The organism is Streptomyces sp. NPDC088124, from assembly GCF_040685895.1.
Lineage (GTDB): Bacteria > Actinomycetota > Actinomycetes > Streptomycetales > Streptomycetaceae > Streptomyces.
Window position 1 is genome coordinate 93,037 of the sequence record NZ_JBFBJB010000017.1, and the last position, 25,185, is coordinate 118,221.

Below are 25,185 nucleotides of genomic sequence, written 5' to 3' on the forward strand. Positions count from 1 at the left end.
ACACGCCGGTAAATGTCCCCTTTTGTGGGGGGCATCGACCGCGCGAGAACGCTGGAGGCATCGTGCGCCCGGAGAGCTTCGAGTACGACTACGACGTCCACAGCTGTCTGGCCGGCCCCCTCATGGAGCCAGGCCGGACGACCGCCTACCGGGTGCAGTACCGGAGTCTGCTCTCGCGGGAACCCCGCCGAATACGTGCCGTCCTGCTGATGGCCCTGGCACCGTTGCTCTCCGGGGCCCTCCTCGTCTATCTGGTCTGGCCCACCCACCGCACCGTCCGCGAGGGCGGCGACCGCTGGCTCATCGTCTTCGACCAGGTGATGCTCGGCTCGATCGGGCTCATCGCCTTCTTCATGCTGGTCAACGTGGTCTCCGTGGCCCACGCCACGATGGTCGCCCAGGACCCGGTGCCGGTACCCGCCGAGACGGGCACCCGCGTCGCGTTCCTCACCACGTACGTCCCCGGCAAGGAACCGCTCGCCATGGTGCGGGACACCCTCGAAGGCGCCGGGCGTCTGCGCCACAGCGGCCCGCTCGACATCTGGCTGCTCGACGAGGGCGACAGCCCCGCCGCCCGGGCGCTCTGCGCGGAGCTGGGCGTACGCCACTTCACCCGCCGCGGGGTGCCCGAGTGGAACCGCGCGAGCGGTGTGCACAAGGCCCGCACCAAGCACGGCAACTACAACGCCTGGATCGCGCTGCACGGCGACGACTACGACTTCTTCGCCTCCGTCGACACCGACCACATACCCCTCCCCAACTTCCTGGAGCGGATGCTCGGTTACTTCCGCGACCCGGACGTCGCCTTCGTCGTCGGCCCCCAGGTGTACGGGAACTACACCTCGCCGGTCACCAAGGCCGCCGAGTCCCAGCAGTTCCTCTTCCACGCGCTGATCCAGCGGGCCGGGAACCGCTACCGGGCGCCCATGTTCGTCGGCACCAACAACGCCGTACGGATCACCGCCCTCAAGCAGGCGGGCGGCCTGTACGACTCGATCACCGAGGACATGGCCACCGGTTTCGAGCTGCACCGCCGCAGGAACCCGCTCACGGGCCGGTTCTGGCGCTCCGTCTACACCCCCGACGTGCTGGCCGTCGGCGAGGGGCCCGCCTCCTGGACGGACTTCTTCACCCAGCAGCTGCGCTGGTCCAGGGGGACGTACGAAACGCTCTTCAAGCAGTACTGGAAGGCACCCTTCCGGGTGCCGCCGGGACGGCTGTTCAGCTACACGATGATGCTCGTCTACTACCCGATGACCGCGGTCAACTGGTTCCTGGGCATCCTGAGCTGCGTCCTGTTCCTCTGGCTCGGCGCCTCCGGCACCCAGGTCTCCTCCTCGGTCCTGCTGATGCTCTACAGCGATGCCGCCGCCCTCCAGATAGGCCTCTACCTCTGGAACCGGCGCCACAACGTCTCGCCCCACGAGCCCGAGGGCTCCGGCGGACTCGCGGGGATGGCGATGTCCGCGCTCTCCGCGCCGATCTACCTCAAGTCGCTGGGGTCGGCCGTGCTGCGTACCCATGGCCGCTTCGTCGTCACCCCCAAGGGTGGTGAGACCAGCCCCGACCGGCTGCTGACGTTCCGGGTGCACTTCTTCTGGGCCGGCGTGCTCGTCGCCTCGCTCCTCGCCTCCGTCCTCCTCGACCACACCCATGTGGCGATGCGCACCTGGGCCCTCCTGGCGCTCGCGACAGCGCTGGCCCCCGTCGCCGTCTGGGCGTGGACGGCCCGCCAGGAGCGCGCCGAGACGGCACGGGCCGCGACGACCCTCATGGCCCTCGCGGCCCCCGAGACACGGCACGTCCCGCAGCCCGCGCCCCAGCCCGCGGCGGTGCCCGCGATCCCGCCCAAGACGACGACCGGAGGGAACTGAGAGATGCCCGAGCAGTACCGGCCCCGGCGCCGGCCGTCGAACAAGTTCAGGAAGGCCCTGATGGGCGGGGGAGCGGCGGTGGTGCTCGTGGGCCTCAACGCCCCCGCGGCCGTCTCCTTCGCCCAGGAGAAGTACCACGCGTACAAGATCGCCCAACCCGGCTACAAGCGGCAGTACGGCTCCTGGGAAATGCTCGCCGTGCCCAAGGAGTACCGTACGAACGCGATCCACGCGGCCCTGCTGCACACCGGCAAGGTCCTGATCATCGCGGGCTCCGGCAACAACCAGAAGAAGTTCGACAAGGGGTCGTTCGACACGATCCTGTGGAACCCCGCCGACAACTCGTTCAGGAAGATCCCCACCCCCGAGGACTTCTTCTGCTCGGGCCATTCGCAGCTCCCCGACGGCCGGCTGCTGGTCGCGGGCGGCACGGCGCGCTACGAGGTGCTCGACGACAAGATCGAGCGCGCGGGCGGCGGGATGCGCGTCAAGAACGAGAACCCGGACCGTGACCACACGTTCAGGAAGGGCACGCGCTTCCGCTCCCCGTCGGGCGTCGAGTACATCAGCAAGTTCGATGTCACCGTCCCCAGGGCGAAGCGCGAGTTCAAGATCGGGTACGGGGCCGGCGGCCGGATGCTGCCCTGGAAGACGAAGATCACGGCCGGCGAGGCGCGCGTCTTCGTGGAGGCGGCGGAGAAGGGCCCCCGGGCGCTGACCACCCAGGCGGCGCAGTACGAGATCGTCGGCCTCAAGGGCGAGGACGCGGACAACCTCTACGGCCTCGCCCAGAAGATCACCACGGAGAAGCAGGACTTCCAGGGCATCAAGGCCGCGTACGAGTTCGACCCCAGGGCCGAGAAGTACATCCCCGTCGCCCCGATGAAGGAGGCCCGCTGGTACCCCACGCTGGTCACCCTGGAGGACGGCAAGGTGCTCGCCGTCTCGGGCCTGGACGACGTGGGCGCCGTGCTCACCGGGGACAACGAGCTGTACGACCCGGAGACCAAGAAGTGGTCCAAGGGCCCCACCCGCTACTTCCCGACCTATCCGGCGCTCTTCCTCACCAAGGGCGGCAAGCTCTTCTACTCCGGCTCCAACGCCGGGTACGGCCCCGCCGACCAGGGCCGCCAACCGGGGCTGTGGGACGTGAAGACCAACACCTTCACCGGGATCGGCGGGCTCACCGACCTCGACCAGACCGAGACCTCGGCGTCCCTGCTGCTGCCGCCCGTGCAGGACCAGCGGGTGATGGTGCTCGGCGGCGGCGGGGTCGGCGAGTCCTCCAAGGCCACCGCCCGTACGGCCGTGGTCGACCTGAAGGCGGACAACCCGGCCTTCCAGGAGGGCCCGAGACTCCCGCAGGGCACCCGGTACCTGAGCAGCGTTCTGCTGCCGGACGACTCGGTGTTCACCACCGGCGGCTCTTCGGACTACCGGGGCCGCAGCGCCAGCGACATCCTGAAGGCGCAGTTCTACGTCCCGAAGTCGAACACCTTCCGCCCCGCCGCCGACCCGACCGTGGGCCGCAACTACCACTCGGAGGCGCTGCTGCTGCCGGACGGCCGGGTGGTGACCTTCGGCTCCGACCCGCTCTTCGACGACGCGGACAACACCAAGCTCGGCACGTTCGAGCAGCGCGTGGAGATCTACACCCCGCCGTACCTCCAGGGCGACCGGGCCCAGGAGAAGCGCCCGAGGCTCGGCGGGGGCGCGCGGCGGGTCGGCGCGGACGGCCGGGCCACGTTCCGTACGGACCACCCGGAGGCGATCGCCACGGCGCGGCTGATGCGCCCGAGCGCGGTCACGCACACGACGGACGTCGAGCAGCGCTCGGTGGACCTCACGATGGTGAAGACGAAGAACTCGGTGACGGTGGAGGTCCCCAAGGACCGCGCTCTGGTGCCGCCCGGCTGGTACATGCTCTTCGTCACGGACGCGGCGGGCGTCCCGTCCGAAGCCAAGTGGATCAAGGTGGAGTGAGCGCGGGCGGCGTTCGGCACCAGGGAGAGACAGCGGGAGACAGGGGGAGACAGGGGGAGGCAGGGGGATGCAGGGGGAGAGTCGGGGAGAGGATCGCCTCGTTGACAGGTCTGGTTAATGGGATTAGCTTTTAGCTAACGCCATTAGCCAGGCCTGGAGGGGTCATGACCGAGTACCTTGCCGTCGACGGCGGCACTCTTGCCTACGAGGTGGCGGGGGCGGCGGGCTCGGGTCCGCTGATCGTGCTCGCGCACGGCATGGGCGACCACCGCGCCGCGTACCGCGCGGTGGTCCCGCAGCTGGTGGCCGCGGGCCACCGGGTCGCCGCGGTCGATCTGCGCGGCTGCGGCGAGTCCAGCGCCGACTGGCCGGCCTGGAGCCGCACCGCCCTCGCCGACGACCTCCTCGCCGTGATCCGCCACCTGGGCGGCCCCGCGGTGCTCGTCGGCCACTCGATCTCCGGTGGCGCCGCCACCATCGCCGCGGCACGCGAACCCTCCCTGGTCTCCGCGGTCGCCGAACTGGCGCCGTTCACCCGCAAGCAGTCCATCCGCCTCGGCGACCTGCGGGTACGGCGCTTCCGGCAGGGCATGCTGCGGCTGCTCGGCGCGGGTGTGCTCGGCAGCGCCCCGCTCTGGCGCTCGTACCTCGACGTGGCCTACCCCGGCCCGAAGCCCGCCGACTGGACCGAACGGCTCGGCCGTATCGACGCCCTGCTGCGCGAGCCGGGCCGGATGAAGGCCTTCCAGGGCATGGGCCGCGCCAACCCGGCCGACGCCGGCGCGCGGCTCGGCGACGTCCGCTGCCCGGTCCTGGTCGTGATGGGCACGCTCGACCCGGACTGGACCGACCCGGGCGCCGAGGGTTCGGCGATCGTCGACGCCCTGCCGCCCGGCCTCGGCCGCCTGGAGATGATCGAGGGCGCCGGCCACTACCCGCACGACCAGTTCCCCGACGAGGTGGTCTCCCTCCTGCTCGCCTTCCTCCGGTCGGAGACCGCCCGTGCCTAGGGCCGGTCTGGACCCGGCGGCCGTGGTCGCGGCCGGCGCCGCCCTCGCCGACGAGGTGGGCCTCGCCCACCTGACGATGGGGCTGCTGGCCGAACGGGTGGGCGTGCGCACCCCGTCCCTCTACAAGCACGTGGGCGGCCTGGACGACCTCAACCGGCGCATCGCGGCCCTGGCGCTGAGCCAGGCCGCCGACGCCGTCGGCGGCGCCGCCCAGGGGTACGCGGGCCGCGACGCCCTGGTGGCCGCCGCGTCCGCCTTCCGCGCCTTCGTCCTGGAGCACCCCGGCCGGTACGCCGCCACGATCGGCGTGGAACCGACGGGGCCGGACGATCCGATGGTCGCCGCGGCCCAGCGGCTGCTCGACGCGTTCTCGGCGGTCCTGCGCGGCTACGACATCGCGGAGCCCGACGTGGACCACGCCCTGCGCATGCTCCGCAGCTTCTGCCACGGCTTCGCCACGCTGCAGGTGGCGAACGGCTTCCAGTGGAGCGCCGACATCGACGAGAGCTTCGACTGGCTGATCGCCTTCGCCGACCGGGGTCTGCGCGCCGTCGGACCCGGGCGGTGAGCCGGCCCCGGGTGGTCGATCGGACTGGGCGGTCGATCAGACCCGGGCGGTGAATCTCACCTCGACCAGCAGCTCGGGGAAGGCCAGCCGCGGGGTGCCGATCATGGTGCTCGCCACCTGCGGGTCCGGCCGGCCGTACGCTTCCTTGCGCACCGGCCCCGCCGCCGCGTCGGCCGCGTCGACATCGACCGCGTAGATGACTTCTTCGACGACATCGTCCAGCGATGCGCCGAAACGCCGCAGCAATTCCGCCGCGTTGGCATAGCACTGGCGCATCTGTGCGCCCGTGTTGGCGAAATCGGTGACCGATCCGGCTTCGTCGACCGGCGCGGGGGCGACGAGTTCCGTTCCGTCGTGGGCGACTTGGCCGGAGAGGTAAACGGTGTCGCCGCGCCGGACCGCCTGCACGTATCCGTAACCCTTTTCCCAAGGGACTCCGAAGCTTTCGACCTGATCCGCGTCGCTCATGGCGCTCCGATCATCAGAAGTGAATTCCGCCGCTACGGCAAAGACGATAGGAGGCCATGTCGGCGCGGGCCAGGCGCGGTTGTGCCAGCTACCGCAAGGATCGTGCCAGTGCCGGGGTGCTCGGTCGGACGGTCGCGTACGTAGGGTGGACGGGAAGCACGGCGAGGAGTTCGGCGGAGGCGAGGGAGTCCACTTGCGGAACGGATCGCGGAACGGGTCGCGGAACGGACGGGGAAACGGGGAGGGCGGGACGACGGTCGTCGCGATCCTCGCGGTACCGCGGGCGTATCCGCTGGACATCAGCATCCCGGCCTATGTGTTCGGCCGGCATCCGGGTTATCAGGTCTTCGTCTGCGGAGATCGCGATCCCGCCCCGGCCCTTGACGCGGACGGCGTGCCGTCGCGCGTCGACGTGGCCGCGGACATCAGGCCGACCCGCTCCCTCTCCGCCCTGGAGGAGGCCGACATCGTCGTGGTTCCGGGCTACGAGGATCTGAGTGTCCCCGTCCCGGAGGACCAGCTGAAGGCGCTGCGGACAGCCGTCGAACGGGGCGCGCGGGTCCTCGCCGTCTGCACGGGCGTATTCGCGCTCGCGGCCGTCGGGGCGCTGAACGGCCGGACGGCTACGACCTATTGGCGCAACACCGATCAGCTCCGGGCCGGGTACCCCGAGGTCGATGTCGTCGAGAACCGGCTCTTCGTCGAGGACGGGGCGGTCATCACCTCCGCCGGCGCGGGGTCGGGAATCGACGCCTGTCTCCATGTCGTCCGGACCGATTTCGGGACCACCGCCGCGGACGGCGCGGCGAAGGACGTCGTCTTCTCCGCCGCCCGCGGCCCGCACGAGCCGCAGTACACGGACGTGCCCACCCCTGCGCGCGCCGGCCTGGGCGCGACACGGGAATGGGTGCGGGAGAACATCGGATCGCCCATCACCGTGCAGCGGATGGCGGATCACAGCCTGCTCTCCCGGAGAACCCTCGTCCGGCGTTTTGTGAGCGAGACGGGAATGCCGCCCATGCAGTGGGTCGCCACGCAGCGAATTCTCGCCGCGCGCCGGCTCCTCGAAACATCCGACTGGTCCGTCGAGAGGATCGCCGGGGCGACGGGTTTCGGCACGGCCTCGAATTTCCGGACCCTTTTCCGAAGGGACGTGGGAATGGCGCCGAGCGCCTACCGCAAGGCGCACGGCGGTTGAGGCCGGAAAGGAGGTATCCGGCGCGCGTCAGCCCTTCGTACCGCGTCAGCCCTTCGTACCGCGTCAGCCCTTCGTGTTGCGTCAGCCCTTCGCGCGGCGCGCCAGGCCCAGCGCGTACTCCGGCCACCAGGTGCCCGCCGCCGGGCCGCCACGGCAGGGGCCGTCCGACTCGCCGGGGCGTTTGATCCAGAGGAACGCGTCGACCAGTTCGTTGCCGGTGTTCGTGGTCGGCGGGGTGCCCAGGGCGCGCCCCGGGGGGTTGCACCAGGCCTCGTCGCGGTTGCCGGGGAGCGGGCCCGCGCCGTTTCTGCTGGTGTCCACCGTGAAGTGGGTCTCGCCGAGCAGGCCGGCGAGCCGGGTCCCGTACGCCTTGACGGTGTCGTTCGTCTGGAAGTTGGACACGTTGAGCGAGAACCCGTCCGCCGCGCCGACCCCCGCCCGCTGGAGCGCGTCCGCGATCTTGGCCGGGTCGGAGATCCAGTCCGGGTTTCCGGCGTCCACGTAGACACGGGTGTGCGGCTGCCGCTTCAGACGGCCGACCGCGTGGGTGAGGAGTTCGTACCGCTCGGCGTGGTGCTCGGACGGGGTGCAGCCGTCCGCGACATGCGGCACCGCGTCCGGCTCCAGTACGACGATGGCCTCGGCGTCACCGATCGCCGCCGCGAAGCCGTCGATCCAGTCGCGATAGGACTGCCCGTCGGGGGCGCCGCCCGCCGAGTAGAGCCCGCAGTCGCGGTGCGGGATGTTGTACGCGACGAAGACCGCCGTCCGTTTGCCGGCGGTCGCGCCCCGTACCGCCCGGCGGATCTGCGGCTCGGGGTTCTCGGCGGCGGGCCAGACGGCGACCGCGCGGTCCGCGATCCGTTTGAGGGCCTTCGCGTCGGCCGAACGCCCTTCCCGCTCCCACCGGCTGGCCTGCTGGGCCGCGTCGCTGTCCGGGTCGATCCAGAAGGGTGACGCCGCCGTCGGGGCCGCCTCGCCCTGGACCGCCGGGGCCGTCCGCGCGGCGCGCGTCACCGGCGCCTCGGGCCGGGACGCGGACGGGGCGCAGCTCACGAGCGCGGCGACGGTGAGCAGGGCCGCGACGACGGTCGTCGGTGCGCTACGCGTGCGGCGCGACGGCCGTGCCGGTGCCGGCACCGGTACCGGTGCCGGCACCGGTACCGGTACCGGCACTGATGAAGACGGTGATTGCGGTCTGCGGCCGGACATCCAGCCCCCTCGGAAGTCGACTGGGCGACGATGGCAATGGCAAGACCGGCATATCGTTACATAGCGCTCAATCGGTTGTGCTCTGCGACACCGGGGCGGACGCCGACGCCGACAGGGAAGCCGACGCCGACGCCGACAGCGCGATGCCGAGCGGCGTCCGCTCGTACAGCACCTGGTGCCCGTACCGCCGCGACGTCAGCAGCCCCGCCCCGCGCAGCGCCGACAGATGCGCCGACACCGAGGACGGGGCCAGCCCCAGCAGCCGCGCGAGCGCCGTCGTCCCGGACGGCTCGGCCAGCGCGCACAGCACGTCCGCCCGCGCCCGGCCCAGCAGCCGCGCCAGCGCGTCGGGGGTACGGTCCGACGGCCGCGTCCACAGGCCGCCGATGCCGCGCACCGGATAGATCACGGCCGGCTGCCACGGCGGCAGATAACCGCTGACCACGCGCGGCCAGGAGAACACACTCGGCATCAGGACCAGCCCCTCGCCGCCGAGTACCCGCGTGTGGCTGCCGTGCGTACCCGTGATCGTCAGCGTGGAGCCGTCCGTCCAGGAGAGCTGCGGACTCAGCTCCCCCAGCAGCCCCTGGAGACCGTTCTCCGCCAACCGCCGCGAGTGGTACGCCACATCGGCCTCCAGCAGGGTGCGCAGCCGGGGCCACTCCGGCTCCACCAGCTCGTGCCACACCCGCTCCAGCAGCCCGGCCAGCCTCCGCACCGCCCCCACCGGATCCGCCGCCATCGCCCGGCCCTCGGGGCTCGCCGCGGCGCCCGGGGCGTCGGCGAGCGCCAGCATGATGTCGGTTCTGACCAGCTCCGGATCGGTGGCGCGGACGGCCGCGATCTCCTCCTCGAAGGTGGGGAGCGGAACCGACGGCGGGCGGCTCAGGAAGTCCGGGTTGTGCCCGTGCTCGGGCATCAGGAGATGCAGCGGCGCGAGATCGATCGCCGCCACCGCCGCCCGGACCCGGCGCAGCCATGGCAGGTGGTACCCGTGTCGCTCGGGGCGCGCGAGGGTGCGTACCGCCTCCTGTGTCTCCCAGAGCGGCGACACGGCGAACCGGCAGCGGAGCAGATCGCTCTCGTCGAAGTGGAGCTGGAACGGCATGATGCGGGCGGTCCCCCCGTTCGGTCCGAAGGCTCCGATGGTCCGGTAGCCGGTTCCCCTGACGCCGGAGGCTTCCGTCGCTCCGGGCCGCGGGCCGCGGGCGGCCGAAGATTCGGACTCGTCCGAATGTCTGTGGCCGGGGCTTCTACCCCGTCAGTCTGCCTCCATGCCCCAGAACGCTCCCCGTGGGTACGGCGCCGTCTTCGCCGTCCGTGAGTTCCGGTTCGTCTTCGCCGCGCACCTCCTCTCGCTCCTCGGCGTGGTCGTCAGCGAGATCGCGCTGACGTTCCTCGTCTACGACCTCACCGGATCGCCGCTGCTCAGCGCCCTCACCTTCGCCCTCGGGCTGCTCCCGTACCTCGTCGGCGGGACCCTCCTCGCCGGGGTCGCCGACCGCTACCCCGCCCGCCGGGTGCTGGTGGTCTGCGATCTGCTCTGTGCCCTCTGTGTGGGGGTGATGGTGCTGCCCGGCACGCCGATCGCCGGGCTGCTGGCCCTGCGCTGCGCCGTCGCCGCGATCGCGCCCGTCTTCACCGGAACCAGGATGGCCGCGCTGACCGACATCCTCGGCGAGGGCGATCTGTACGTACTCGGCCGCTCCCTGCTGCGGATCGTCTCGCAGAGCGCGCAGCTCGCCGGGTTCGGGCTGGGCGGGGTGCTGCTCGCCGTCGTGCCCGCGCGCGGTGCGATCTGTGTCACGGCGGTGACGTTCCTCTGCTCGGCCGCCCTGCTGCGCTTCGGGACGGCGGACCGTCCGGCTCGCGCCACCCCACGTTCGGGTGACGCGGGGACCACCGGCTCCCTGCTGCGGGAATCACTCGGCGGCGCCCGGCTGCTGCTGGGCGACCGGCGTACACGGGCGCTGCTGCTGCTCTTCTGGCTCCCCGCGATGTTCGTCGTCGCGCCCGAGGCCCTGGCCGCCCCGTACGCGGACTCCCTCGGGCTCGGTCCGGCGGCACTGGGGCTGATGATGTGCGCGATGCCCGTGGGGCACATCGTGGCGGAGCTGTACGTCGGTACGGTGCTCTCCCCGCGCGCCCGCTCCCGCGTCGTCCTGCCGGGCGCCGCCCTCGGACTGCTGCCCCTGCTGGTGTACGCGGCCGAGCCCGGCCTCGGCTGGGCGCTGGCCGCGCTCGCCCTGTCCGGGGCGGCGGCCGCGTATGTCATCGGCCTCGACCAGTGGTTCGTCGCGGCGGTTCCCGAGGAACTGCGCGGCCGGGCGATGACGCTGCTCACGGCCGGTCTGATGACTCTCCAGGGGCTCGGTATGGCGGCGGCGGGAGCGGCCGCCGAGTTCCTGCCCGTACCTCAGGTGGTGGCCGGCGCGGGCGCGCTCGGCACGCTCTGCTGCCTCGTCCTGGTACGGGAGGTCCACCGCACCGGGCCGGGCGCCACGGTGGCGAGGGAGGCGCGCGGACGGACGGGCCGCCCCCGGCGGAGCAGGCCCCGCCGGGGGCGGCGGAGCGTACGACCGAAGGGCGAGACGGTGCTGACCCGCGAGTAACCAGTGGGTAAGGTCGATGGCGTGTCCAAGCCGCTCAGCCTGCCTTTCGACCCCATTGCGCGCGCCGACGAACTCTGGCAGCAGCGCTGGGGACCCGTTCCCTCCATGGGTGCGATCACCTCGATCATGCGTGCCCACCAGATCCTGCTCGCCGGGGTGGACGCCGTCGTCAAGCCGTACGGCCTCACCTTCGCCCGGTACGAGGCGCTGGTGCTGCTCACCTTCTCCAAGGCCGGCGAACTGCCGATGTCCAAGATCGGTGAGCGGCTGATGGTCCACCCGACCTCCGTCACCAACACCGTGGACCGGCTGGTGACCGCCGGTCTCGTCGACAAACGGCCCAACCCCAACGACGGACGCGGCACGCTCGCCTCCATCACGGACAAGGGCCGCGAGGTGGTGGAGGCCGCCACCCTCGACCTGATGGAGATGGACTTCGGACTCGGCGTCTACGACGCGGAGGAGTGCGCGGAGATCTTCGCGATGCTGCGCCCGCTGCGGGTGGCCGCCCAGGACTTCGAGGACTGACGGTGGGGGAGGGGCGCTGGAAGATCGCCCCTTGTGCCCGGTTAGGCTCAGCCGCATGAAGTCGAATGTGCTGTCCCGCTACCGGGTGATGGCGTACGTCACCGCCGTATGGCTGCTGGTCTTCACCGTGGCGATCATCCTGAAGTACGGGTTCGATACCGGCAACACGATGGTGATCTCGCAGATCCACGGTGTGCTCTTCATCGTCTACGTGATCTTCGCCTTCGATCTGGGCTCCAAGGCGAAGTGGTCGTTCGGCAAGCTGCTGTGGGTGCTCGCCGCCGGCTGCATCCCCGTCGCGTCGTTCTTCGTCGAGCCGAAGATCACCCGTGAGATCCAGCCCCTGCTGACCGACCGCGCCCCGGAGACCGCGAAGGCTTAGCGCGTTGAAGGCGTAGCGCCTGAGGGTGGAGCGCCTGAGGGTGCGGCGCTCCTGCAGTCGACTGGCCGGCCGCCCGGCCGATCCGCTGATCTCGCTCACCCGTCTCACCCGGCTCACCGGCCGCCCGCACTCGTTGCCGGCGGCCGTTTTGTCGCTGCTTCCGGCTTTTTGTCCGGCGTTTCCCCTGTGATTTCGCCGTCGTTCCTCTCCTCGTCCGCCTGCTGTCATCGACATTTACTTGGACGTCCTAGTAAATTGGACGTATGAACGCTGACGCCATCGAGGAGGGCCGCCGGCGCTGGCAGGCCCGGTACGACGAGGCCCGCAAGCGTGACGCGGCCGGGGGGCCGGGGGCGCAGCCCCCGAGAGATTGGACGCGCACGACACTCTCCGGGGACCCCGTGGACCCGGTCTACGGGCCCCGGCCCGGCGACACCTACGACGGCTTCGAACGGATCGGCTGGCCCGGGGAGTACCCGTACACCCGCGGCCTGCACGCGACCGGCTACCGCGGCCGGACCTGGACCATCCGCCAGTTCGCCGGCTTCGGCAACGCACAGCAGACGAACGAGCGCTACAAGATGATCCTGGCGGCGGGCGGCGGCGGGCTCTCCGTCGCCTTCGACATGCCCACACTCATGGGCCGCGACTCCGACGACCCCCGCTCGCTCGGCGAGGTCGGCCACTGCGGGGTCGCCATCGACTCGGCCGCCGACATGGAGATCCTCTTCGCGGACATGCCGCTCGCCGATGTCACCACCTCGATGACGATCAGCGGCCCCGCCGTCCCCGTCTTCTGCATGTACCTGGTGGCGGCGGAGCGCCAGGGCATCGACCCGGGCGTCCTCAACGGCACCCTCCAGACCGACATCTTCAAGGAGTACATCGCCCAGAAGGAGTGGCTGTTCCAGCCCGAGCCGCATCTGCGGCTGATCGGCGACCTCATGGAGCACTGCGCCACCACCATCCCCGCGTACAAGCCGCTCTCCGTCTCCGGCTACCACATCCGTGAGGCGGGCGCGACGGCCGCGCAGGAACTCGCGTACACCCTCGCGGACGGCTTCGGCTACGTGGAGCTGGGGCTCAGCCGGGGGATGGACATCGACACCTTCGCGCCGGGGCTCTCCTTCTTCTTCGACGCCCATCTCGACTTCTTCGAGGAGATCGCCAAGTTCCGCGCCGCCCGGCGGATCTGGGCGCGCTGGATGAAGGAGGTGTACGGGGCGCGCACCGACAAGGCGCAGTGGCTGCGCTTCCACACCCAGACCGCGGGCGTCTCGCTCACCGCGCAGCAGCCGTACAACAACGTCGTACGGACGGCGACGCAGGCGCTGGCGGCCGTCCTCGGCGGCACGAACTCCCTGCACACCAACGCGCTCGACGAGACCCTCGCCCTGCCCAGCGAGCAGGCCGCCGAGATCGCGCTGCGCACGCAGCAGGTGCTCATGGAGGAGACGGGGGTCGTCAACGTGGCGGACCCGCTCGGCGGCTCCTGGTACGTCGAGCAGCTCACCGACCGGATCGAGGCCGACGCCGAGAAGATCTTCGAGCAGATCAAGGAGCGCGGCCTGCGGGCCCACCCGGACGGCCGTCACCCGATCGGCCCCGTCACCTCGGGCATCCTGCGCGGCATAGAGGACGGCTGGTTCACCGGCGAGATCGCCGAATCCGCGTTCCAGTACCAGCGGGCGCTGGAGAAGGGCGACAAGCGGGTCGTGGGCGTCAACGTCCACCACGGCTCGGTCACCGGCGACCTGGAGATCCTGCGGGTCAGCCACGAGGTCGAGCGGGATCAGGTCCAGGTCCTGGCGGCGCGCAGGGCCGCGCGGGACGACGCGCGGGTGCGCACGGCGCTGGCGGCCATGCTCGCGGCGGCGCGCGACGGCTCCAACATGATCGCCCCCATGCTGGAGGCGGTACGGGCGGAGGCGACGCTCGGCGAGATCTGCGACGCACTGCGGGACGAGTGGGGGACGTACACCGAACCGCCCGGCTTCTAGGAAGCTCCGGTCGCCCTTTCCGGGGGTACACCGTTCACTCGCGCGGGTGAATTACCTCGGAGTGTGTGATGTCAGGTCGACCCGCTGCACCGCGTCCCGCTTCGGCTGAGACGGTCGAGCGCGCGGGCGCGGGCCCGGACTCCGGACCCGGTCCCGGGCGGTTCGCCCTGCTGCCGGCCCCGCCGCGGGCCCCTACCGGCTGGCGGGTGCTGCCCGCCCGGGTGGTCGCGATACGCCTGGTCACGCCCACCCCGGGAGCCACGCTGATCAGCGGAAAGGCGTTCGCGTCCGGGGTGAAGGCGCTGATCCAGGCGGTCGTGGTGATCGTCATCGCGGCGGCGCTCGGGGTGGGGCTCACCTGGAACCCGCTGCGGCTGCTCGGAGTGGCCGTAGCGGTGATCCTCGGCTCGGCCTCCTTCTCCTGCCTGTCCATGACGATCGCCGGGATCGTGCTGACCCGCGACCGGCTGATGGGCATCGGGCAGGCCATCACGATGCCGCTGTTCTTCGCCTCGAACGCCCTCTACCCGGTGGCGATCATGCCCGGCTGGCTCCGGACCGTCAGCCGGATCAACGGGGTGCTGCTGGGTGCGGCGGCGCTGGGAATCGCGGCGGCCTCGTCACTGCTGGGCCGACTGGCGAGGTGACTCGGGGGTGGGGGCGGGCCCGGCAACACACCGAACCCGGCCCGGCCCCGTTGTCCCCGGGGTTCCCGGTCACCCCGGGGCCAGGCCGTTCAGCAGCAGTGCTGTGAAGGTGCGGGCCCACTCCTCGTCCGCCGGTTCCGCGCTTACCAGGGTGCGGTGGACCACCGCGCCGGCGATCACGTCGAAGATCAGGTCCGCTGTGCGTGCCGCCGTCGCGGTGTCCGGCTCGCGGGGGAGTTCGCCTCGGGCCTGGGCGCGCTCGCGGCCCAGCAGCACCAGGCGTTTCTGGCGGTCGACGATCGCGATCCGGATGCGGCGCCGCAGGGCCTCGTCCCGGGTGGACTCCGCGACCAGTGCCATGAGGGACGTCTTGTTCTCCGGCCGCTCCAGCAGCGCCGCGAACTGGAGGACCGCGCTCTCGACATCGGCGGCCAGACTGCCCCGGTCGGCGAGTTCCATCCCGTCGAAGAGGACCGCGACGGCGTCCAGGACCAGCTCGCTCTTGGACGGCCAGCGCCGGTAGAGCGTCGTCTTGGCCACGCCCGCGCGGGCCGCGACATCGCCCATCGTCAGCTTCGTCCAGCCCAGCTCGCCCAGGGCCGCCCGGGTCGCCTCCAGGATCGCGGCATCGGCCTCGGTGCTGCGCGGGCGGCCCCCGCGCGGCCCGGAGTGGCTGTCGCCGTGTCCGGGGCAGCCGTCGCCGCCTTTGTCCGCGCACATGCCCGCGACCATACCGGCCAGTAGGGGGATGAGCCGCCCCACCGGGGGAGTCTGTACACGTCGCTGACCCGCCGGTTACGCTACGGCTCGTAGCGGAAGGTGCCCGCGACCGGTACACGGCCGGTGTACGACCTGCGTGCGGCCGGTGCGGGGCGGGTCCCGGCCCGGTGCGCGGCCGGAGTCGGCCCACCGCTTTTCTCAAGTGCGCGCGGAGGGGGGAGGATGTACTCATGCAGCCTAGGAACATGTCCATGAGCGGCGTCGTCGACCTCGCCGCGGTGAAGGCGGCCGGTGAGGCCAAGGCGAAGGCGGAGCAGGCACGCGCCGAAGCCGCCCGGCAGGGCGGCACCGGCGCCGTACCCCCGTCCAGCCTGGTCATCGACGTCGATGAAGCCGGCTTCGAGCGCGATGTCCTCCAGCGTTCCACCGAGGTCCCGGTCGTCATCGACTTCTGGGCCGAGTGGTGCGAACCGTGCAAGCAGCTCAGCCCCGTACTGGAGCGGCTGGCCCGCGAGTACAACGGCCGGTTCGTTCTCGCCAAGATCGATGTCGACGCCAACCAGATGCTGATGCAGCAGTTCGGGATCCAGGGCATCCCCGCGGTCTTCGCCGTGGTGGCCGGGCAGGCGCTGCCGCTCTTCCAGGGTGCCGCCCCGGAGACCCAGATCCGTCAGACGCTGGACCAGCTCATCCAGGTCGGTGAGGAGCGCTTCGGGCTCACCGGGGTCGCGGTGGACGCGAACGCCGAGGGCGCGGGCGACGACGGCGCGGAGCAGGAGGACGCCGTACCGGAAGGGCCGTACGACGCCCTGCTGGAGACGGCCGTACAGGCGCTGGACGCCAATGACTTCCCCGCCGCCGTCGCGGCGTACCGCAGTGTCCTGGCCGACGACCCGGGCAACCCCGAGGCCAAGCTCGGCCTCGCCCAGGCCGAACTGCTCGCGCGGGTCCAGGGGATGGACCAGGCGCAGGTGCGCAAGGACGCGGCGGACCGGCCGGCCGATGTGCCGGCGCAGATCGCCGCCGCCGACCTGGACCTGGTCGGCGGGCATGTGGAGGACGCGTTCGGCCGGCTCGTGGAGGCCGTGCGTCGTACGGCCGGTGACGACCGGGAGGCGGCCCGGGTCCGGCTGCTGGAGCTGTTCGAGGTGATCGGCGGGGACGACCCGAGAGTGACCGCGGCGCGGTCGGCCCTCGCCCGGGTCCTCTTCTGATTCCAGGGTGTTGACGTGTCCGGTCCGGCCGTCCCGTACAGCGGGACGGCCGGCGGGCTGAGCGAGGAGCCTGCCTCCCGTACGGCAGGACGGCCGACTCCGCGGTCACGCTGCGGATTTGGCAACACGTCAACAAAACGGCAACAGGAGTCACGCTTTACCAAAACTTGGTAAAAGCAGCTACTGTTACCGACAGTAAATCAACTCCCTTGCTCTGTCCCGCTATGGGGGGCAATCACCGCTTCTGACGCATCAGCGCGCGGCACCCTGTGTGGTCGCGCGGTACCGCCTGGTCGCGTACCGGTTATCAGGCCGTTACTAGCCAGTAACGAACCCCCTTGTGTCATCAGCGGGAATGCACCACGATCGGCGACGCTCGGTCCATTTCCGTATCAGCACGGCAGCCAGTCGCGCCCTCGGTCCGTGGGTCCCCACCGAGCGGTCCGGCGGCAGCGCCGCCGGCCCGGACAGGGGGGTTCCTGCCCACCCGGCAGGGCCTGTCCAGAGGTTGCGCGAACGCGTGGCCAGTGGTTGTCGCTCGGGGGTGATCGCCGGTGATTTCGGACGCGGTTGGCGCCTCCGGAGCAGGCGCTCTCCTTCCCGAGGACGTAGCACTTCTCCCATCCCAGGACGGGCTCCCACCCGATCCGGAGATGTACGTCCGAGAAGGAGGACATTCATGGAGTCCCAAGTTCGTGGCGGGACCAGATGGAGGCGGTTCGCCGTCGTCATGGTGCCGAGTGTGGCCGCGACGGCAGCGATAGGTGTCGCGCTGGCACAGGGCGCACTCGCCGCCTCGTTCAGTGTGTCGGGCCAGAGCTTCAAGGTCAGCGCGGACCAGCTGGTCGGCTACGACTTCATTCAGTACGGCAGCATCGACGCGGGCACGGACCTCAAGGGGAACAAGACGGCCCACCCGGTCGCCGTCTCGGGGTTCAGCTCGGCCACGATCACCAACATGTGCCAGTCGGTGGTCACGCCGGACGTGCCGCTCTTCGGCTCCGTCAGCCTGGAGCTGCGGGCCGGCACGAACGCGACGAATCCGGTCAAGGCGACCAACATCTACATCGACATCGCCCAGCTGGACGCGGAAAACGCCAAGTTCGAGAACATCGACATCGGCGTGGCGGCCGGCGACAAGAGCAACAAGACCGGCATCAACCCCGGTGACCAGGCCAACCCGTACGGCTTCGGACAGCGTTCGGCCAAGGCCACCTTCACCGGGGTGGAGCAGACGGCATGGGCGACCACAGCCGGCACCTTCACGCTGAGCAACCTGAGCCTGAAGCTGCACAAGGGCGTCAAGGAGTGCTACTAGGCACCGCCCGGGCGGGCGGGTTCCGGCACGGCAGGGGCCCGTCCGCCCACTCCGAACTCTTTCTCACGGCAACACCGGTACCAGGGAGCTGTTTTCCATGAGCGCCGAGTCTTCAGATCCCCGAGGCTCCTCGGATTCCCCCGGTTCTCCCGGCCCATTCACGTACTGGCGCCTGCGCTTCCGGGCCTGGCGCGGTACCCGGCCCTTCTGGGCGGGGCTGTTCACGTTGCTCAGCGGGCTGCCGATCGCGTACTTCCCTTACGCGGAAGTGAAGATCGGGGCTCTCACCCTGGCGATGGCGACGACGGCCGGCGCCGGGTCGCTGATCATCGGCGTACTGCTGGTGACACTCGGTCTGACGATGTGGTTCCACGCGATCGTCAGGGTGTTCGCGGGCGTCGCCACGATCCTGCTGGCCCTGGTGTCGCTCCCGGTCTCCAACCTCGGTGGCTTTCTCATCGGTTTCCTGCTCGCCCTGCTCGGCGGCGCGCTCTCGATCTCCTGGATGCCCGGCGTACCGGCCGCTCCTGACGCCGAGCAGCGCACTCCCCAGGGGGAGCCGGGGCCGGACGGCGCCGCCGACCGCTCCCCCTTCCCCGGTTCGCGGGGCGGGGAGGACCCGAACGTGACGGAAACGACTGCCCACGCCAACGGCGGGAGGAACAGTGCGGGGTGACGACGCTCAGCGCAACGCGGTCGGTGGCGATGGCCCCAGGGTGAGAAAGGGGCCGCGGCACGCGGCTCCCAAGAAGTCCCTTCTGACGAAGTTCCAGATACCCGCCGGCAAGGCGATGGCCCTGGCGGCGATGCCGACGGCGGTCTTCGTGGGGATGGGGCTGACCCCGCGGCTCGCGATGGCCGAGGGCAGCGACGACATCCCCTTCGCGCCGGGCCCGTGCGTGACCCGCTCGGACGAACCGTCCGCCTCGGCGTCGGAGACGCCCTCGCCGTCGTCGTCCGCGACGAAGCCGGGCGAGGACGCGGACGACGACGCGGAGAAGCCCGGCACGTCCCCTTCGCCCTCGGCCTCGGACACCGCGGAGGCCGAGCCGGGGCCGTCGGCGTCGGAGTCCGGCTCCGGCGGCGGAGGCGGCGAGAACGACGCCCAGCGGCCCGTCGACCCGGAGCCGACGGACGGCGCCGACTCCACCGCCACGCCCGCCCCGTCGGAGTCCACCAACCCGCTGGACCCGCTGGGGCTGGGTGACGCGCTGGGCGATCTCCTCGGGGTGTCCGGCAAGGAGAAGGACAAGGACAAGGACAAGGAGAAGGACAAGGACAAGGACAAGGAGAGCGACGAGGAGAAGGACAAGGACAAGGAGAAGGACAAGGAGAAGGACAAGGACAAGGACAAGGAGAAGGACGCGGACGAGGCCGCTACGGGCAGCCCCTCGCCGGACGCCGACTCCTCCGCGAAGGGGAAAGCCGAAGAAGAGAAGGACAAGAGCGAGAAGGGCGAGAAGGACAAGGACGAGAAGGACGGCTCGGCGAAGGACGACGACTCCGGGTCCGCCGACTCCGCCTCGGGCGACGACGAGGACGCGAAGGCCACGAAGGACGCGATCAAGGAAGCGGCCCGGAAGGCCGGCGCCGAGGTCGAGGAGCTCGACGACGACGCCAAAGGGCTCACGGCCCGCGAGGACGACGACATCCCGGCGGGCGCGAACGGCAAGGAACCCTACCCCTGCCCGACGCCCGACCCCGACGCCCTCGCCGCGGCCACGGAGGAGCCGGGTCTCCCGCTGCTCCCCGACGACCCCTGGACGCTGCACAGTTCGCTGCTGACGCTGAACGGTCTCGACTACAAGGGCATCGTCGAGGTACGGACCTACAGCGGCAAGGTCAAGAAGGTCCTGAAGTTCACGGCCTCGTCCCTGGACATCAAGGATCTGAACCAGACCGTCGTCTACCCCCAGGGCCGTACCGCCCATGTGGAGACGACACCGGGCTCCACGTCGACGATCCGCGACGGCGAGGTGACGATGTACACGGAGGAGCTGAAGGGCAACCTCTTCGGCCTGATCCCGATCACCTTCAGCCCGCAGACCCCGCCCCCGCTGAACGTCCCGTTCGCCTTCTTCACGGACGTCAAGGTCACTCAGGCAGGCCAGTTCGGCGGCACCCTGACCCTCCAGGGCCTGCACAACTACATCACGGGCTGACCCCGGGCCTTCCGTCCGGATCCCGCCCTCCCGCCCGGCGCTCGCGCCGTGGCCCCGCCGGCGGAGCGCCGACGGGGCCACGGGACGTGCGGGCGGGTCAGGCGGAGGCGCCGCCCAGGTGGTGGACGCGGACCATGTTGGTGGTGCCGGGGACACCGGGGGGCGAGCCCGCGGTGATGATCATGGAGTCGCCCTCGCTGTAGCGCTGGAGCTTCAGCAGCTCCTCGTCCACCAGGTCGACCATCTCGTCGGTGCTGTGCACCCAGCGGACGATGAAGGACTCCACGCCCCAGCTCAGCGCGAGCTGGTTACGGGTCGACTCGTCCGTCGTGAACGCCAGGATCGGCTGCTCCGCGCGGTAGCGGGAGAGCCGGCGGGCGGTGTCGCCGGACTGCGTGAAGGCGACCAGCGCCTTGCCGCCCAGGAAGTCCGCGATCTCACACGCCGCGCGGGCCACGGAACCGCCCTGCGTACGGGGCTTCTTGCCGGGGACGAGCGGCTGGAGGCCCTTGGAGAGCAGCTCCTCCTCGGCCGCCACGACGATCTTCGACATCGTCTTGACCGTCTCGATCGGGTACGCGCCCACCGACGACTCCGCGGAGAGCATGACCGCGTCCGCGCCGTCCAGGATCGCGTTCGCCACGTCGGAGGCCTCGGCGCGGGTCGGGCGGGAGTTGGTGATCATCGACTCCATCATCTGGGTCGCCACGATCACCGGCTTGGCGTTGCGGCGGCACAGCTCGATGAGGCGCTTCTGCACCATCGGGACCTTTTCGAGCGGGTACTCGACGGCCAGGTCACCGCGGGCCACCATGACGCCGTCGAAGGCCGCGACGACGGCCTCCATGTTGGCGACCGCCTGCGGCTTCTCGACCTTGGCGATGACGGGGACCCGGCGGCCCTCCTCGTCCATGATCTTGTGGACGTCCAGCACGTCGTGCGCGTCGCGGACGAACGACAGCGCGACCATGTCGCACCCCATCCGCAGCCCGAAGCGCAGGTCGTCGATGTCCTTCTCGGAGAGCGCCGGGACGTTCACCGCCGCGCCGGGCAGGTTGATGCCCTTGTGGTCGGAGATCACCCCGCCCTCGATGACGATGGACTTGACCTCGGGCCCTTCGACCTCGACGACCCGCAGCTCGACATTGCCGTCGTTGATGAGGATCTGGTCGCCCTTGGACACGTCGCCCGGCAGGCCCTTGTAGGTGGTGCCGCAGATCGACTTGTCGCCGGGGACGTCCTCGGTGGTGATGGTGAACTCGTCACCGCGCACCAGCTCGACCGGACCCTCGGCGAAGGTCTCCAGGCGGATCTTGGGGCCCTGGAGGTCGACGAGCACGCCGACCGCGCGACCGGTGTCCTCCGCGGCCTTGCGGACGCGGTGGTACCGCTCCTCGTGCTCCGGGTGGCTCCCGTGGCTCATGTTCAGACGGGCCACATTCATGCCGGCCTCGATGAGCGACTTCAACTGCTCGTACGAGTCGACGGCTGGGCCCAGGGTGCAGACGATTTTGGAACGGCGCATGAGGCGGATCCTATCGGTTTGTTTCGATGCGGAATATTCCGTCTGGTGGAAAGTACAAATGGGCGGGTGTGCGCTCAGGCGATAGGGGTTCGAATGGTGGACTTCCGGTCGTCGCCCGCCTGTTCCACCGGCCGTTCCACCAGCGCGAAGGTCCCCCGCGCGATCTCCAGTTCCTCGTCGGTCGGCACCACGGCCACCGCCACCCGGGCGGAGTCCGGTGAGATGACCCGCGGCTCGTCGGAACGTACGGTATTGCGCCCGGCGTCCACCGCCAGACCCAGGTTCTCCAGGCCCGCCACCGCAGCTTCCCGTACCGCCGCCGCGTTTTCCCCCACACCCGCTGTGAACGCCACCGCGTCCACCCGGCCGAGTACCGCCGTATAAGCGCCGATGTACTTCTTCAACCGGTGGATGTAGACGTCGAAGGCGAGCCGCGCCCGCTCGTCGCCCTCGTCCACCCGCCGCCGGATCTCGCGCATGTCGTTGTCCCCGCAGAGGCCGACCAGACCGCTTTTCTTGTTCAGAAGTTCATCGATCTCGTCCACGGACATGCCCGCCACCCGCTTGAGATGGAACGTGACCGCCGGGTCGATGTCCCCGGAGCGCGTCCCCATCACCAGCCCCTCCAGCGGCGTCAGCCCCATCGACGTGTCCACGCACCGGCCGCCCTCGACCGCCGACGCGGAGGCGCCGTTGCCGAGGTGCAGCACGATGACGTTGACCTCGGACGGGTCCTTGCCCAGCAGCTCGGCCGTCCGGCGCGAGACGTACGCGTGCGACGTGCCGTGGAAGCCGTAGCGGCGGATCCGGTGCGCGTCGGCCGTCGCCGTGTCGATCGCGTACCGCGCCGCGTGCTCCGGCATCGTCGTGTGGAACGCGGTGTCGAAGACGGCGACCTGCGGCAGGTCCGGGCGGAGCCGCTGGGCGGTCCGGATGCCGGTGAGATTGGCCGGGTTGTGCAGCGGGGCGACCGGCACCAGCCGCTCGATCTCCGCCAGTACGGCGTCGTCCACGATGGTCGGCGCGCTGAACTTCAGCCCGCCGTGCACCACCCGGTGGCCGATCGCCGCCAGTTCGGGGGAGTCGAGACCGAGCCCGTCGCGCGCCAGCTCCGCCGAGACGGCCTCCAGCGCCGCCGCGTGGTCCGCGATCCTGCCCGTACGCTCGCGCTTCCCGCCGAGGGCGGCGGCCGGCGGGGTGTGCACCAGGCGGGAGCTCTCCTCGCCGATGCGCTCGACCAGTCCCACGGCGAGCCGGGAGCCGTCGGCCATGTCCAGGAGCTGGTACTTCACGGACGAGGAACCGGAGTTGAGGACGAGGACACGGGTGGGGCGGGGAGTCACTGGCTGCCGGCCTTCTGCTGGATGGTTACGCGGATGGGGACACGGATGGGGGTGGTACGGGGAGTGCGGGGAGGCGTGGTCATGCCGGGGCGTCCTGCGCCTGTATCGCCGTGATCGCGACGGTGTTCACGATGTCCTGGACCAGGGCGCCGCGCGACAGGTCGTTGACCGGCTTGCGCAGCCCCTGGAGCACCGGCCCGACGGCCACGGCGCCCGCCGAGCGCTGCACGGCCTTGTAGGTGTTGTTGCCGGTGTTCAGGTCCGGGAAGATCAGCACCGTCGCCTGCCCGGCCACCTCCGAGTCCGGCAGCTTCGTCGCGGCGACGGAGGGCTCGACCGCCGCGTCGTACTGGATCGGGCCCTCGATCCGCAGCTCCGGCCGGGCCTCGCGGACCAGCTTCGTCGCCTCGCGCACCTTGTCGACGTCCGCGCCGGAGCCCGAGGTGCCCGTCGAGTACGAGAGCATCGCGATCCGCGGCTCGACCCCGAACCGGGCGGCCGTGACGGCCGACTGGACGGCGATGTCCGCGAGCTGCTCCGCGTTCGGGTCCGGGTTGACCGCGCAGTCGCCGTACACCAGCACCTTGTCGGCGAGGCACATGAAGAAGACGGACGAGACGATCGACGCCTCCGGCTTCGTCTTGATGATCTCGAAGGCCGGGCGGATCGTCGCCGCCGTCGAGTGGACCGAGCCCGAGACCATGCCGTCCGCGAGGCCCTGCTGGACCATGAGCGTGCCGAAGTAGTTCGGGTCGGAGACCACGTCGTACGCCAGCTCCACCGTGACACCCTTGTGCGCGCGCAGCTGTGCGTACCGCTCCGCGAAGTCCCGGCGCAGATCGGAGGTGGCCGGGTCGACGAGCTGGGTCGGGGACAGGTCGATGCCCAGGTCGGCAGCCTTCTTGCGGATGACGTCGACATCGCCGAGCAGCGTCAGATCGCACACGTCGCGGCGCAGCAGCACATCGGCGGCGCGCAGCACGCGCTCCTCGGCGCCCTCGGGCAGGACGACGCGGCGGCGGTGGGCGCGCGCCTGCTCCAGCAGATCGTGTTCGAACATCATCGGCGTCACGTGCCCGCTGCGCGCCACCGACATCCGCGCCAGCAGATCGGCGGTGTCCACATGGCGCTCGAAGAGGCCGAGCGCGGTCTCCGCCTTGCGGGGCGTCGCCGCGTTCAGCTTTCCCTCCAGGCCGAAGAGTTCGGCGGCGGTGGGGAAGGAGCGGCCGGGGACGGAGATCACCGGTGTGCCGGGCGCGAGCCGGGCGGCCAGGGTGAGGACCGTGTCGTCGGGCCGCTCGTCGAGGGTGAGCAGGACGCCCGCGATGGGCGGGGTGCCGGCCGAGTGCGCGGCCAGCGCGCCGACCACCAGATCGGCCCGGTCGCCGGGGGTGACCACCATGCAGCCGGGGGTGAGCGCGCCCAGGAAGTTCGGCAGCATCGCACCGCCGAAGACGAAGTCCAGCGCGTCCCTGGCCAGCCCGGAGTCGTCGCCGAGCAGCACCGTGCCGCCGAGCGCCTGGGTGATCTGCGCGACGGTCGGGGCGGCGAGCGCCGGCTCGTCCGGGAGGACGTGGCAGGGGACCGGGAGCTGCGCGGACAGGGCCTCGGCGAGGGGCGCCCGGTCCTCGGCGGCGACCCGGTTGACGACCATGGTCAGCACGTCGCAGCCGAGCACCTCGTACGCGCGGTACGCGTTGCGCGCCTCGGCGCGTACGGATCCGGCGCTCTGGCCCTTGCCGCCGACGACGGTGATCACGGAGGCGCCGAACTCGTTGGCCAGCCGGGCGTTGAGCGACAGCTCGTCGGGGAGCTGGGTCGCCGCGAAGTCCGTGCCCAGGACGAGGACGACCTCGTACCCCCGCGCCACCGCGTGGAAGCGCTCGACCAGCCGCGACACCAGCTCGTCGGTGCCCCGCTCGGCCTGGAGCGCGGCGGCCTCGTGGTAGTCGAGCCCGTAGACGGAGGACGGGTCCTGCGACAGCCGGTAGCGGGCGCGCAGCAGGTCGAAGAGGCGGTCGGGGCCGTCGTGGACCAGGGGCCGGAAGACCCCCACCCGGTCCACCTGGCGGGTCAGGAGCTCCATCACTCCCAGCTCGACGACCTGGCGGCCGTCGCCCCGGTCGGTCCCGGTCACGTACACGCTGCGCGTCACGCGTGCTCTCCCGTTCCTGTTCGTGGTCCGCCCCGCGGCGCGTGGTGAGGGGATCCTCCCCGTGGGCCCGCGGGTGACGGGTCCCGGTTCGTGTGAAGCACCGGGGGAGTTCACGCCCCCCGGTGAATGGCGCGTGGATGGCGCGATCCCGTTGGGGTGGCCATTCCCTCTTGACAATACCCGCGGCGATGGATAGTGCGCCCAGGGATCCCCGAGGCGTACGGTGGGCCACGGGGCGGAAGAAAGCCCAGGTCGGAGCGTTTCTG

At 70.9% G+C, this 25,185-nt stretch carries 21 protein-coding genes; 14 read left to right on the plus strand and 7 right to left on the minus strand.

Going from position 1 to position 25,185, the window contains the following annotated elements; all coding sequences use genetic code 11:
* The first annotated feature begins 122 nt into the window (after positions 1 to 122).
* The 4 genes from AB0P17_RS16330 to AB0P17_RS16345 all read left to right on the plus strand — a co-directional run bounded on the left by AB0P17_RS16330 (position 123) and on the right by AB0P17_RS16345 (position 5,435).
* Positions 123 to 1,874, plus strand: a complete 1,752-nt coding sequence (locus tag AB0P17_RS16330) for a cellulose synthase catalytic subunit (RefSeq protein WP_365811540.1) — start codon at positions 123 to 125, stop codon at positions 1,872 to 1,874.
* A 3-nt stretch (positions 1,875 to 1,877) separates the two neighbouring features.
* Complete coding sequence (locus AB0P17_RS16335) at positions 1,878 to 3,857, plus strand: kelch motif-containing protein (RefSeq protein ID WP_365811445.1); 1,980 nt, start codon at positions 1,878 to 1,880, stop codon at positions 3,855 to 3,857.
* A gap of 164 nt (positions 3,858 to 4,021) precedes the next feature.
* Positions 4,022 to 4,867 (plus strand): alpha/beta hydrolase, encoded by an 846-nt coding sequence (locus AB0P17_RS16340; RefSeq protein WP_365811447.1) that lies wholly within the window; start codon positions 4,022 to 4,024, stop codon positions 4,865 to 4,867.
* A gap of 22 nt (positions 4,868 to 4,889) precedes the next feature.
* Positions 4,890 to 5,435, plus strand: coding sequence for a TetR-like C-terminal domain-containing protein (locus AB0P17_RS16345; protein WP_365811541.1), 546 nt, complete (start codon positions 4,890 to 4,892; stop codon positions 5,433 to 5,435).
* 36 nt (positions 5,436 to 5,471) lie between these two features.
* On the opposite strand, the gene AB0P17_RS16350 is transcribed toward AB0P17_RS16345, so the two are convergent.
* On the minus strand, positions 5,472 to 5,903 hold the full coding sequence (locus AB0P17_RS16350; protein ID WP_365811449.1) for a Rid family hydrolase: 432 nt from the start codon (positions 5,901 to 5,903) through the stop codon (positions 5,472 to 5,474).
* Between the two features lie 193 nt (positions 5,904 to 6,096).
* On the opposite strand from AB0P17_RS16350, the gene AB0P17_RS16355 reads away from it, so the two are divergent.
* The gene (locus AB0P17_RS16355; protein ID WP_365811451.1) at positions 6,097 to 7,101 is read left to right on the plus strand and encodes a helix-turn-helix domain-containing protein; all 1,005 of its coding nucleotides are present in this window, start codon (positions 6,097 to 6,099) and stop codon (positions 7,099 to 7,101) included.
* Positions 7,102 to 7,182: 81 nt separating this feature from the next.
* Here the strand turns inward: AB0P17_RS16355 and AB0P17_RS16360 are convergent, their stop codons facing one another.
* Positions 7,183 to 8,118 carry a glycoside hydrolase family 6 protein gene (locus AB0P17_RS16360; RefSeq protein WP_365811543.1) on the minus strand — a complete coding sequence of 312 codons (936 nt, stop codon included), beginning with the start codon at positions 8,116 to 8,118 and terminating at the stop codon, positions 7,183 to 7,185.
* A gap of 262 nt (positions 8,119 to 8,380) precedes the next feature.
* Complete coding sequence (locus AB0P17_RS16365; RefSeq protein ID WP_365811453.1) at positions 8,381 to 9,421, minus strand: DUF5937 family protein; 1,041 nt, start codon at positions 9,419 to 9,421, stop codon at positions 8,381 to 8,383.
* Between the two features lie 166 nt (positions 9,422 to 9,587).
* Between AB0P17_RS16365 and AB0P17_RS16370 the strand changes: the two genes are divergently transcribed.
* The 5 genes from AB0P17_RS16370 to AB0P17_RS16390 all read left to right on the plus strand — a co-directional run bounded on the left by AB0P17_RS16370 (position 9,588) and on the right by AB0P17_RS16390 (position 14,482).
* Positions 9,588 to 10,925, plus strand: a complete 1,338-nt coding sequence (locus AB0P17_RS16370) for an MFS transporter (RefSeq protein ID WP_365811454.1) — start codon at positions 9,588 to 9,590, stop codon at positions 10,923 to 10,925.
* 21 nt (positions 10,926 to 10,946) lie between these two features.
* Positions 10,947 to 11,453, plus strand: coding sequence for a MarR family transcriptional regulator (locus tag AB0P17_RS16375; protein WP_365811456.1), 507 nt, complete (start codon positions 10,947 to 10,949; stop codon positions 11,451 to 11,453).
* Positions 11,454 to 11,508: 55 nt separating this feature from the next.
* Positions 11,509 to 11,835 (plus strand): DUF3817 domain-containing protein, encoded by a 327-nt coding sequence (locus tag AB0P17_RS16380; RefSeq protein WP_365811458.1) that lies wholly within the window; start codon positions 11,509 to 11,511, stop codon positions 11,833 to 11,835.
* Between the two features lie 263 nt (positions 11,836 to 12,098).
* Positions 12,099 to 13,835, plus strand: a complete 1,737-nt coding sequence (locus AB0P17_RS16385) for a methylmalonyl-CoA mutase family protein (RefSeq protein ID WP_365811460.1) — start codon at positions 12,099 to 12,101, stop codon at positions 13,833 to 13,835.
* A gap of 68 nt (positions 13,836 to 13,903) precedes the next feature.
* The gene (locus AB0P17_RS16390; protein ID WP_365811462.1) at positions 13,904 to 14,482 is read left to right on the plus strand and encodes an ABC transporter permease; all 579 of its coding nucleotides are present in this window, start codon (positions 13,904 to 13,906) and stop codon (positions 14,480 to 14,482) included.
* Between the two features lie 69 nt (positions 14,483 to 14,551).
* Here AB0P17_RS16390 and AB0P17_RS16395 read toward each other — a convergent pair whose 3' ends face one another.
* Complete coding sequence (locus tag AB0P17_RS16395; RefSeq protein WP_365811463.1) at positions 14,552 to 15,202, minus strand: TetR/AcrR family transcriptional regulator; 651 nt, start codon at positions 15,200 to 15,202, stop codon at positions 14,552 to 14,554.
* A gap of 230 nt (positions 15,203 to 15,432) precedes the next feature.
* Here AB0P17_RS16395 and AB0P17_RS16400 point away from each other — a divergent pair, with 230 nt between their 5' ends.
* The 4 genes from AB0P17_RS16400 (at position 15,433) to AB0P17_RS16415 (ending at position 19,896) form a co-directional block, all read left to right on the plus strand.
* Entirely contained in the window at positions 15,433 to 16,416 is a 984-nt protein-coding gene (locus AB0P17_RS16400) for a tetratricopeptide repeat protein (RefSeq protein WP_365811465.1), read from the plus strand.
* Positions 16,417 to 17,095: 679 nt separating this feature from the next.
* Positions 17,096 to 17,734: a DUF6230 family protein gene (locus AB0P17_RS16405; RefSeq protein WP_365811467.1), complete on the plus strand. Its 639-nt coding sequence runs from the start codon at positions 17,096 to 17,098 to the stop codon at positions 17,732 to 17,734.
* A gap of 97 nt (positions 17,735 to 17,831) precedes the next feature.
* On the plus strand, positions 17,832 to 18,410 hold the full coding sequence (locus AB0P17_RS16410; RefSeq protein ID WP_365811468.1) for a DUF6114 domain-containing protein: 579 nt from the start codon (positions 17,832 to 17,834) through the stop codon (positions 18,408 to 18,410).
* Positions 18,400 to 19,896 carry a hypothetical protein gene (locus AB0P17_RS16415; RefSeq protein WP_365811469.1) on the plus strand — a complete coding sequence of 499 codons (1,497 nt, stop codon included), beginning with the start codon at positions 18,400 to 18,402 and terminating at the stop codon, positions 19,894 to 19,896. Before AB0P17_RS16410 ends, AB0P17_RS16415 begins: the two co-directional genes overlap by 11 nt.
* A 97-nt stretch (positions 19,897 to 19,993) precedes the next feature.
* Here AB0P17_RS16415 and pyk read toward each other — a convergent pair whose 3' ends face one another.
* From pyk to pta, 3 genes are all read right to left on the minus strand, one after another.
* A complete protein-coding gene (gene pyk / locus AB0P17_RS16420; RefSeq protein WP_365811471.1) occupies positions 19,994 to 21,421 on the minus strand; it encodes a pyruvate kinase in 1,428 nt (475 codons plus the stop codon).
* 74 nt (positions 21,422 to 21,495) lie between these two features.
* Positions 21,496 to 22,764 (minus strand): acetate kinase, encoded by a 1,269-nt coding sequence (locus AB0P17_RS16425; protein ID WP_365811472.1) that lies wholly within the window; start codon positions 22,762 to 22,764, stop codon positions 21,496 to 21,498.
* Between the two features lie 79 nt (positions 22,765 to 22,843).
* Positions 22,844 to 24,919 carry a phosphate acetyltransferase gene (gene pta / locus AB0P17_RS16430; protein ID WP_365811473.1) on the minus strand — a complete coding sequence of 692 codons (2,076 nt, stop codon included), beginning with the start codon at positions 24,917 to 24,919 and terminating at the stop codon, positions 22,844 to 22,846.
* Positions 24,920 to 25,185: the final 266 nt, after the last annotated feature.

What these genes read in the sequence shown, in the direction of transcription:
- AB0P17_RS16365 (WP_365811453.1), bottom strand. Translation starts at nt 9,421, where the DNA reads ATGCCGTTCCAGCTCCACTTCGACGAGAGCGATCTGCTCCGCTGCCGG.
- AB0P17_RS16335 (WP_365811445.1), top strand. Translation starts at nt 1,878, where the DNA reads ATGCCCGAGCAGTACCGGCCCCGGCGCCGGCCGTCGAACAAGTTCAGG.
- AB0P17_RS16340 (WP_365811447.1), top strand. Translation starts at nt 4,022, where the DNA reads ATGACCGAGTACCTTGCCGTCGACGGCGGCACTCTTGCCTACGAGGTG.
- pyk (WP_365811471.1), bottom strand. Translation starts at nt 21,421, where the DNA reads ATGCGCCGTTCCAAAATCGTCTGCACCCTGGGCCCAGCCGTCGACTCG.
- AB0P17_RS16390 (WP_365811462.1), top strand. Translation starts at nt 13,904, where the DNA reads ATGTCAGGTCGACCCGCTGCACCGCGTCCCGCTTCGGCTGAGACGGTC.
- AB0P17_RS16385 (WP_365811460.1), top strand. Translation starts at nt 12,099, where the DNA reads ATGAACGCTGACGCCATCGAGGAGGGCCGCCGGCGCTGGCAGGCCCGG.
- AB0P17_RS16350 (WP_365811449.1), bottom strand. Translation starts at nt 5,903, where the DNA reads ATGAGCGACGCGGATCAGGTCGAAAGCTTCGGAGTCCCTTGGGAAAAG.
- AB0P17_RS16405 (WP_365811467.1), top strand. Translation starts at nt 17,096, where the DNA reads ATGGAGTCCCAAGTTCGTGGCGGGACCAGATGGAGGCGGTTCGCCGTC.
- AB0P17_RS16400 (WP_365811465.1), top strand. Translation starts at nt 15,433, where the DNA reads ATGCAGCCTAGGAACATGTCCATGAGCGGCGTCGTCGACCTCGCCGCG.
- AB0P17_RS16380 (WP_365811458.1), top strand. Translation starts at nt 11,509, where the DNA reads ATGAAGTCGAATGTGCTGTCCCGCTACCGGGTGATGGCGTACGTCACC.
- AB0P17_RS16330 (WP_365811540.1), top strand. Translation starts at nt 123, where the DNA reads ATGGAGCCAGGCCGGACGACCGCCTACCGGGTGCAGTACCGGAGTCTG.
- AB0P17_RS16395 (WP_365811463.1), bottom strand. Translation starts at nt 15,202, where the DNA reads ATGTGCGCGGACAAAGGCGGCGACGGCTGCCCCGGACACGGCGACAGC.
- AB0P17_RS16370 (WP_365811454.1), top strand. Translation starts at nt 9,588, where the DNA reads ATGCCCCAGAACGCTCCCCGTGGGTACGGCGCCGTCTTCGCCGTCCGT.
- AB0P17_RS16410 (WP_365811468.1), top strand. Translation starts at nt 17,832, where the DNA reads ATGAGCGCCGAGTCTTCAGATCCCCGAGGCTCCTCGGATTCCCCCGGT.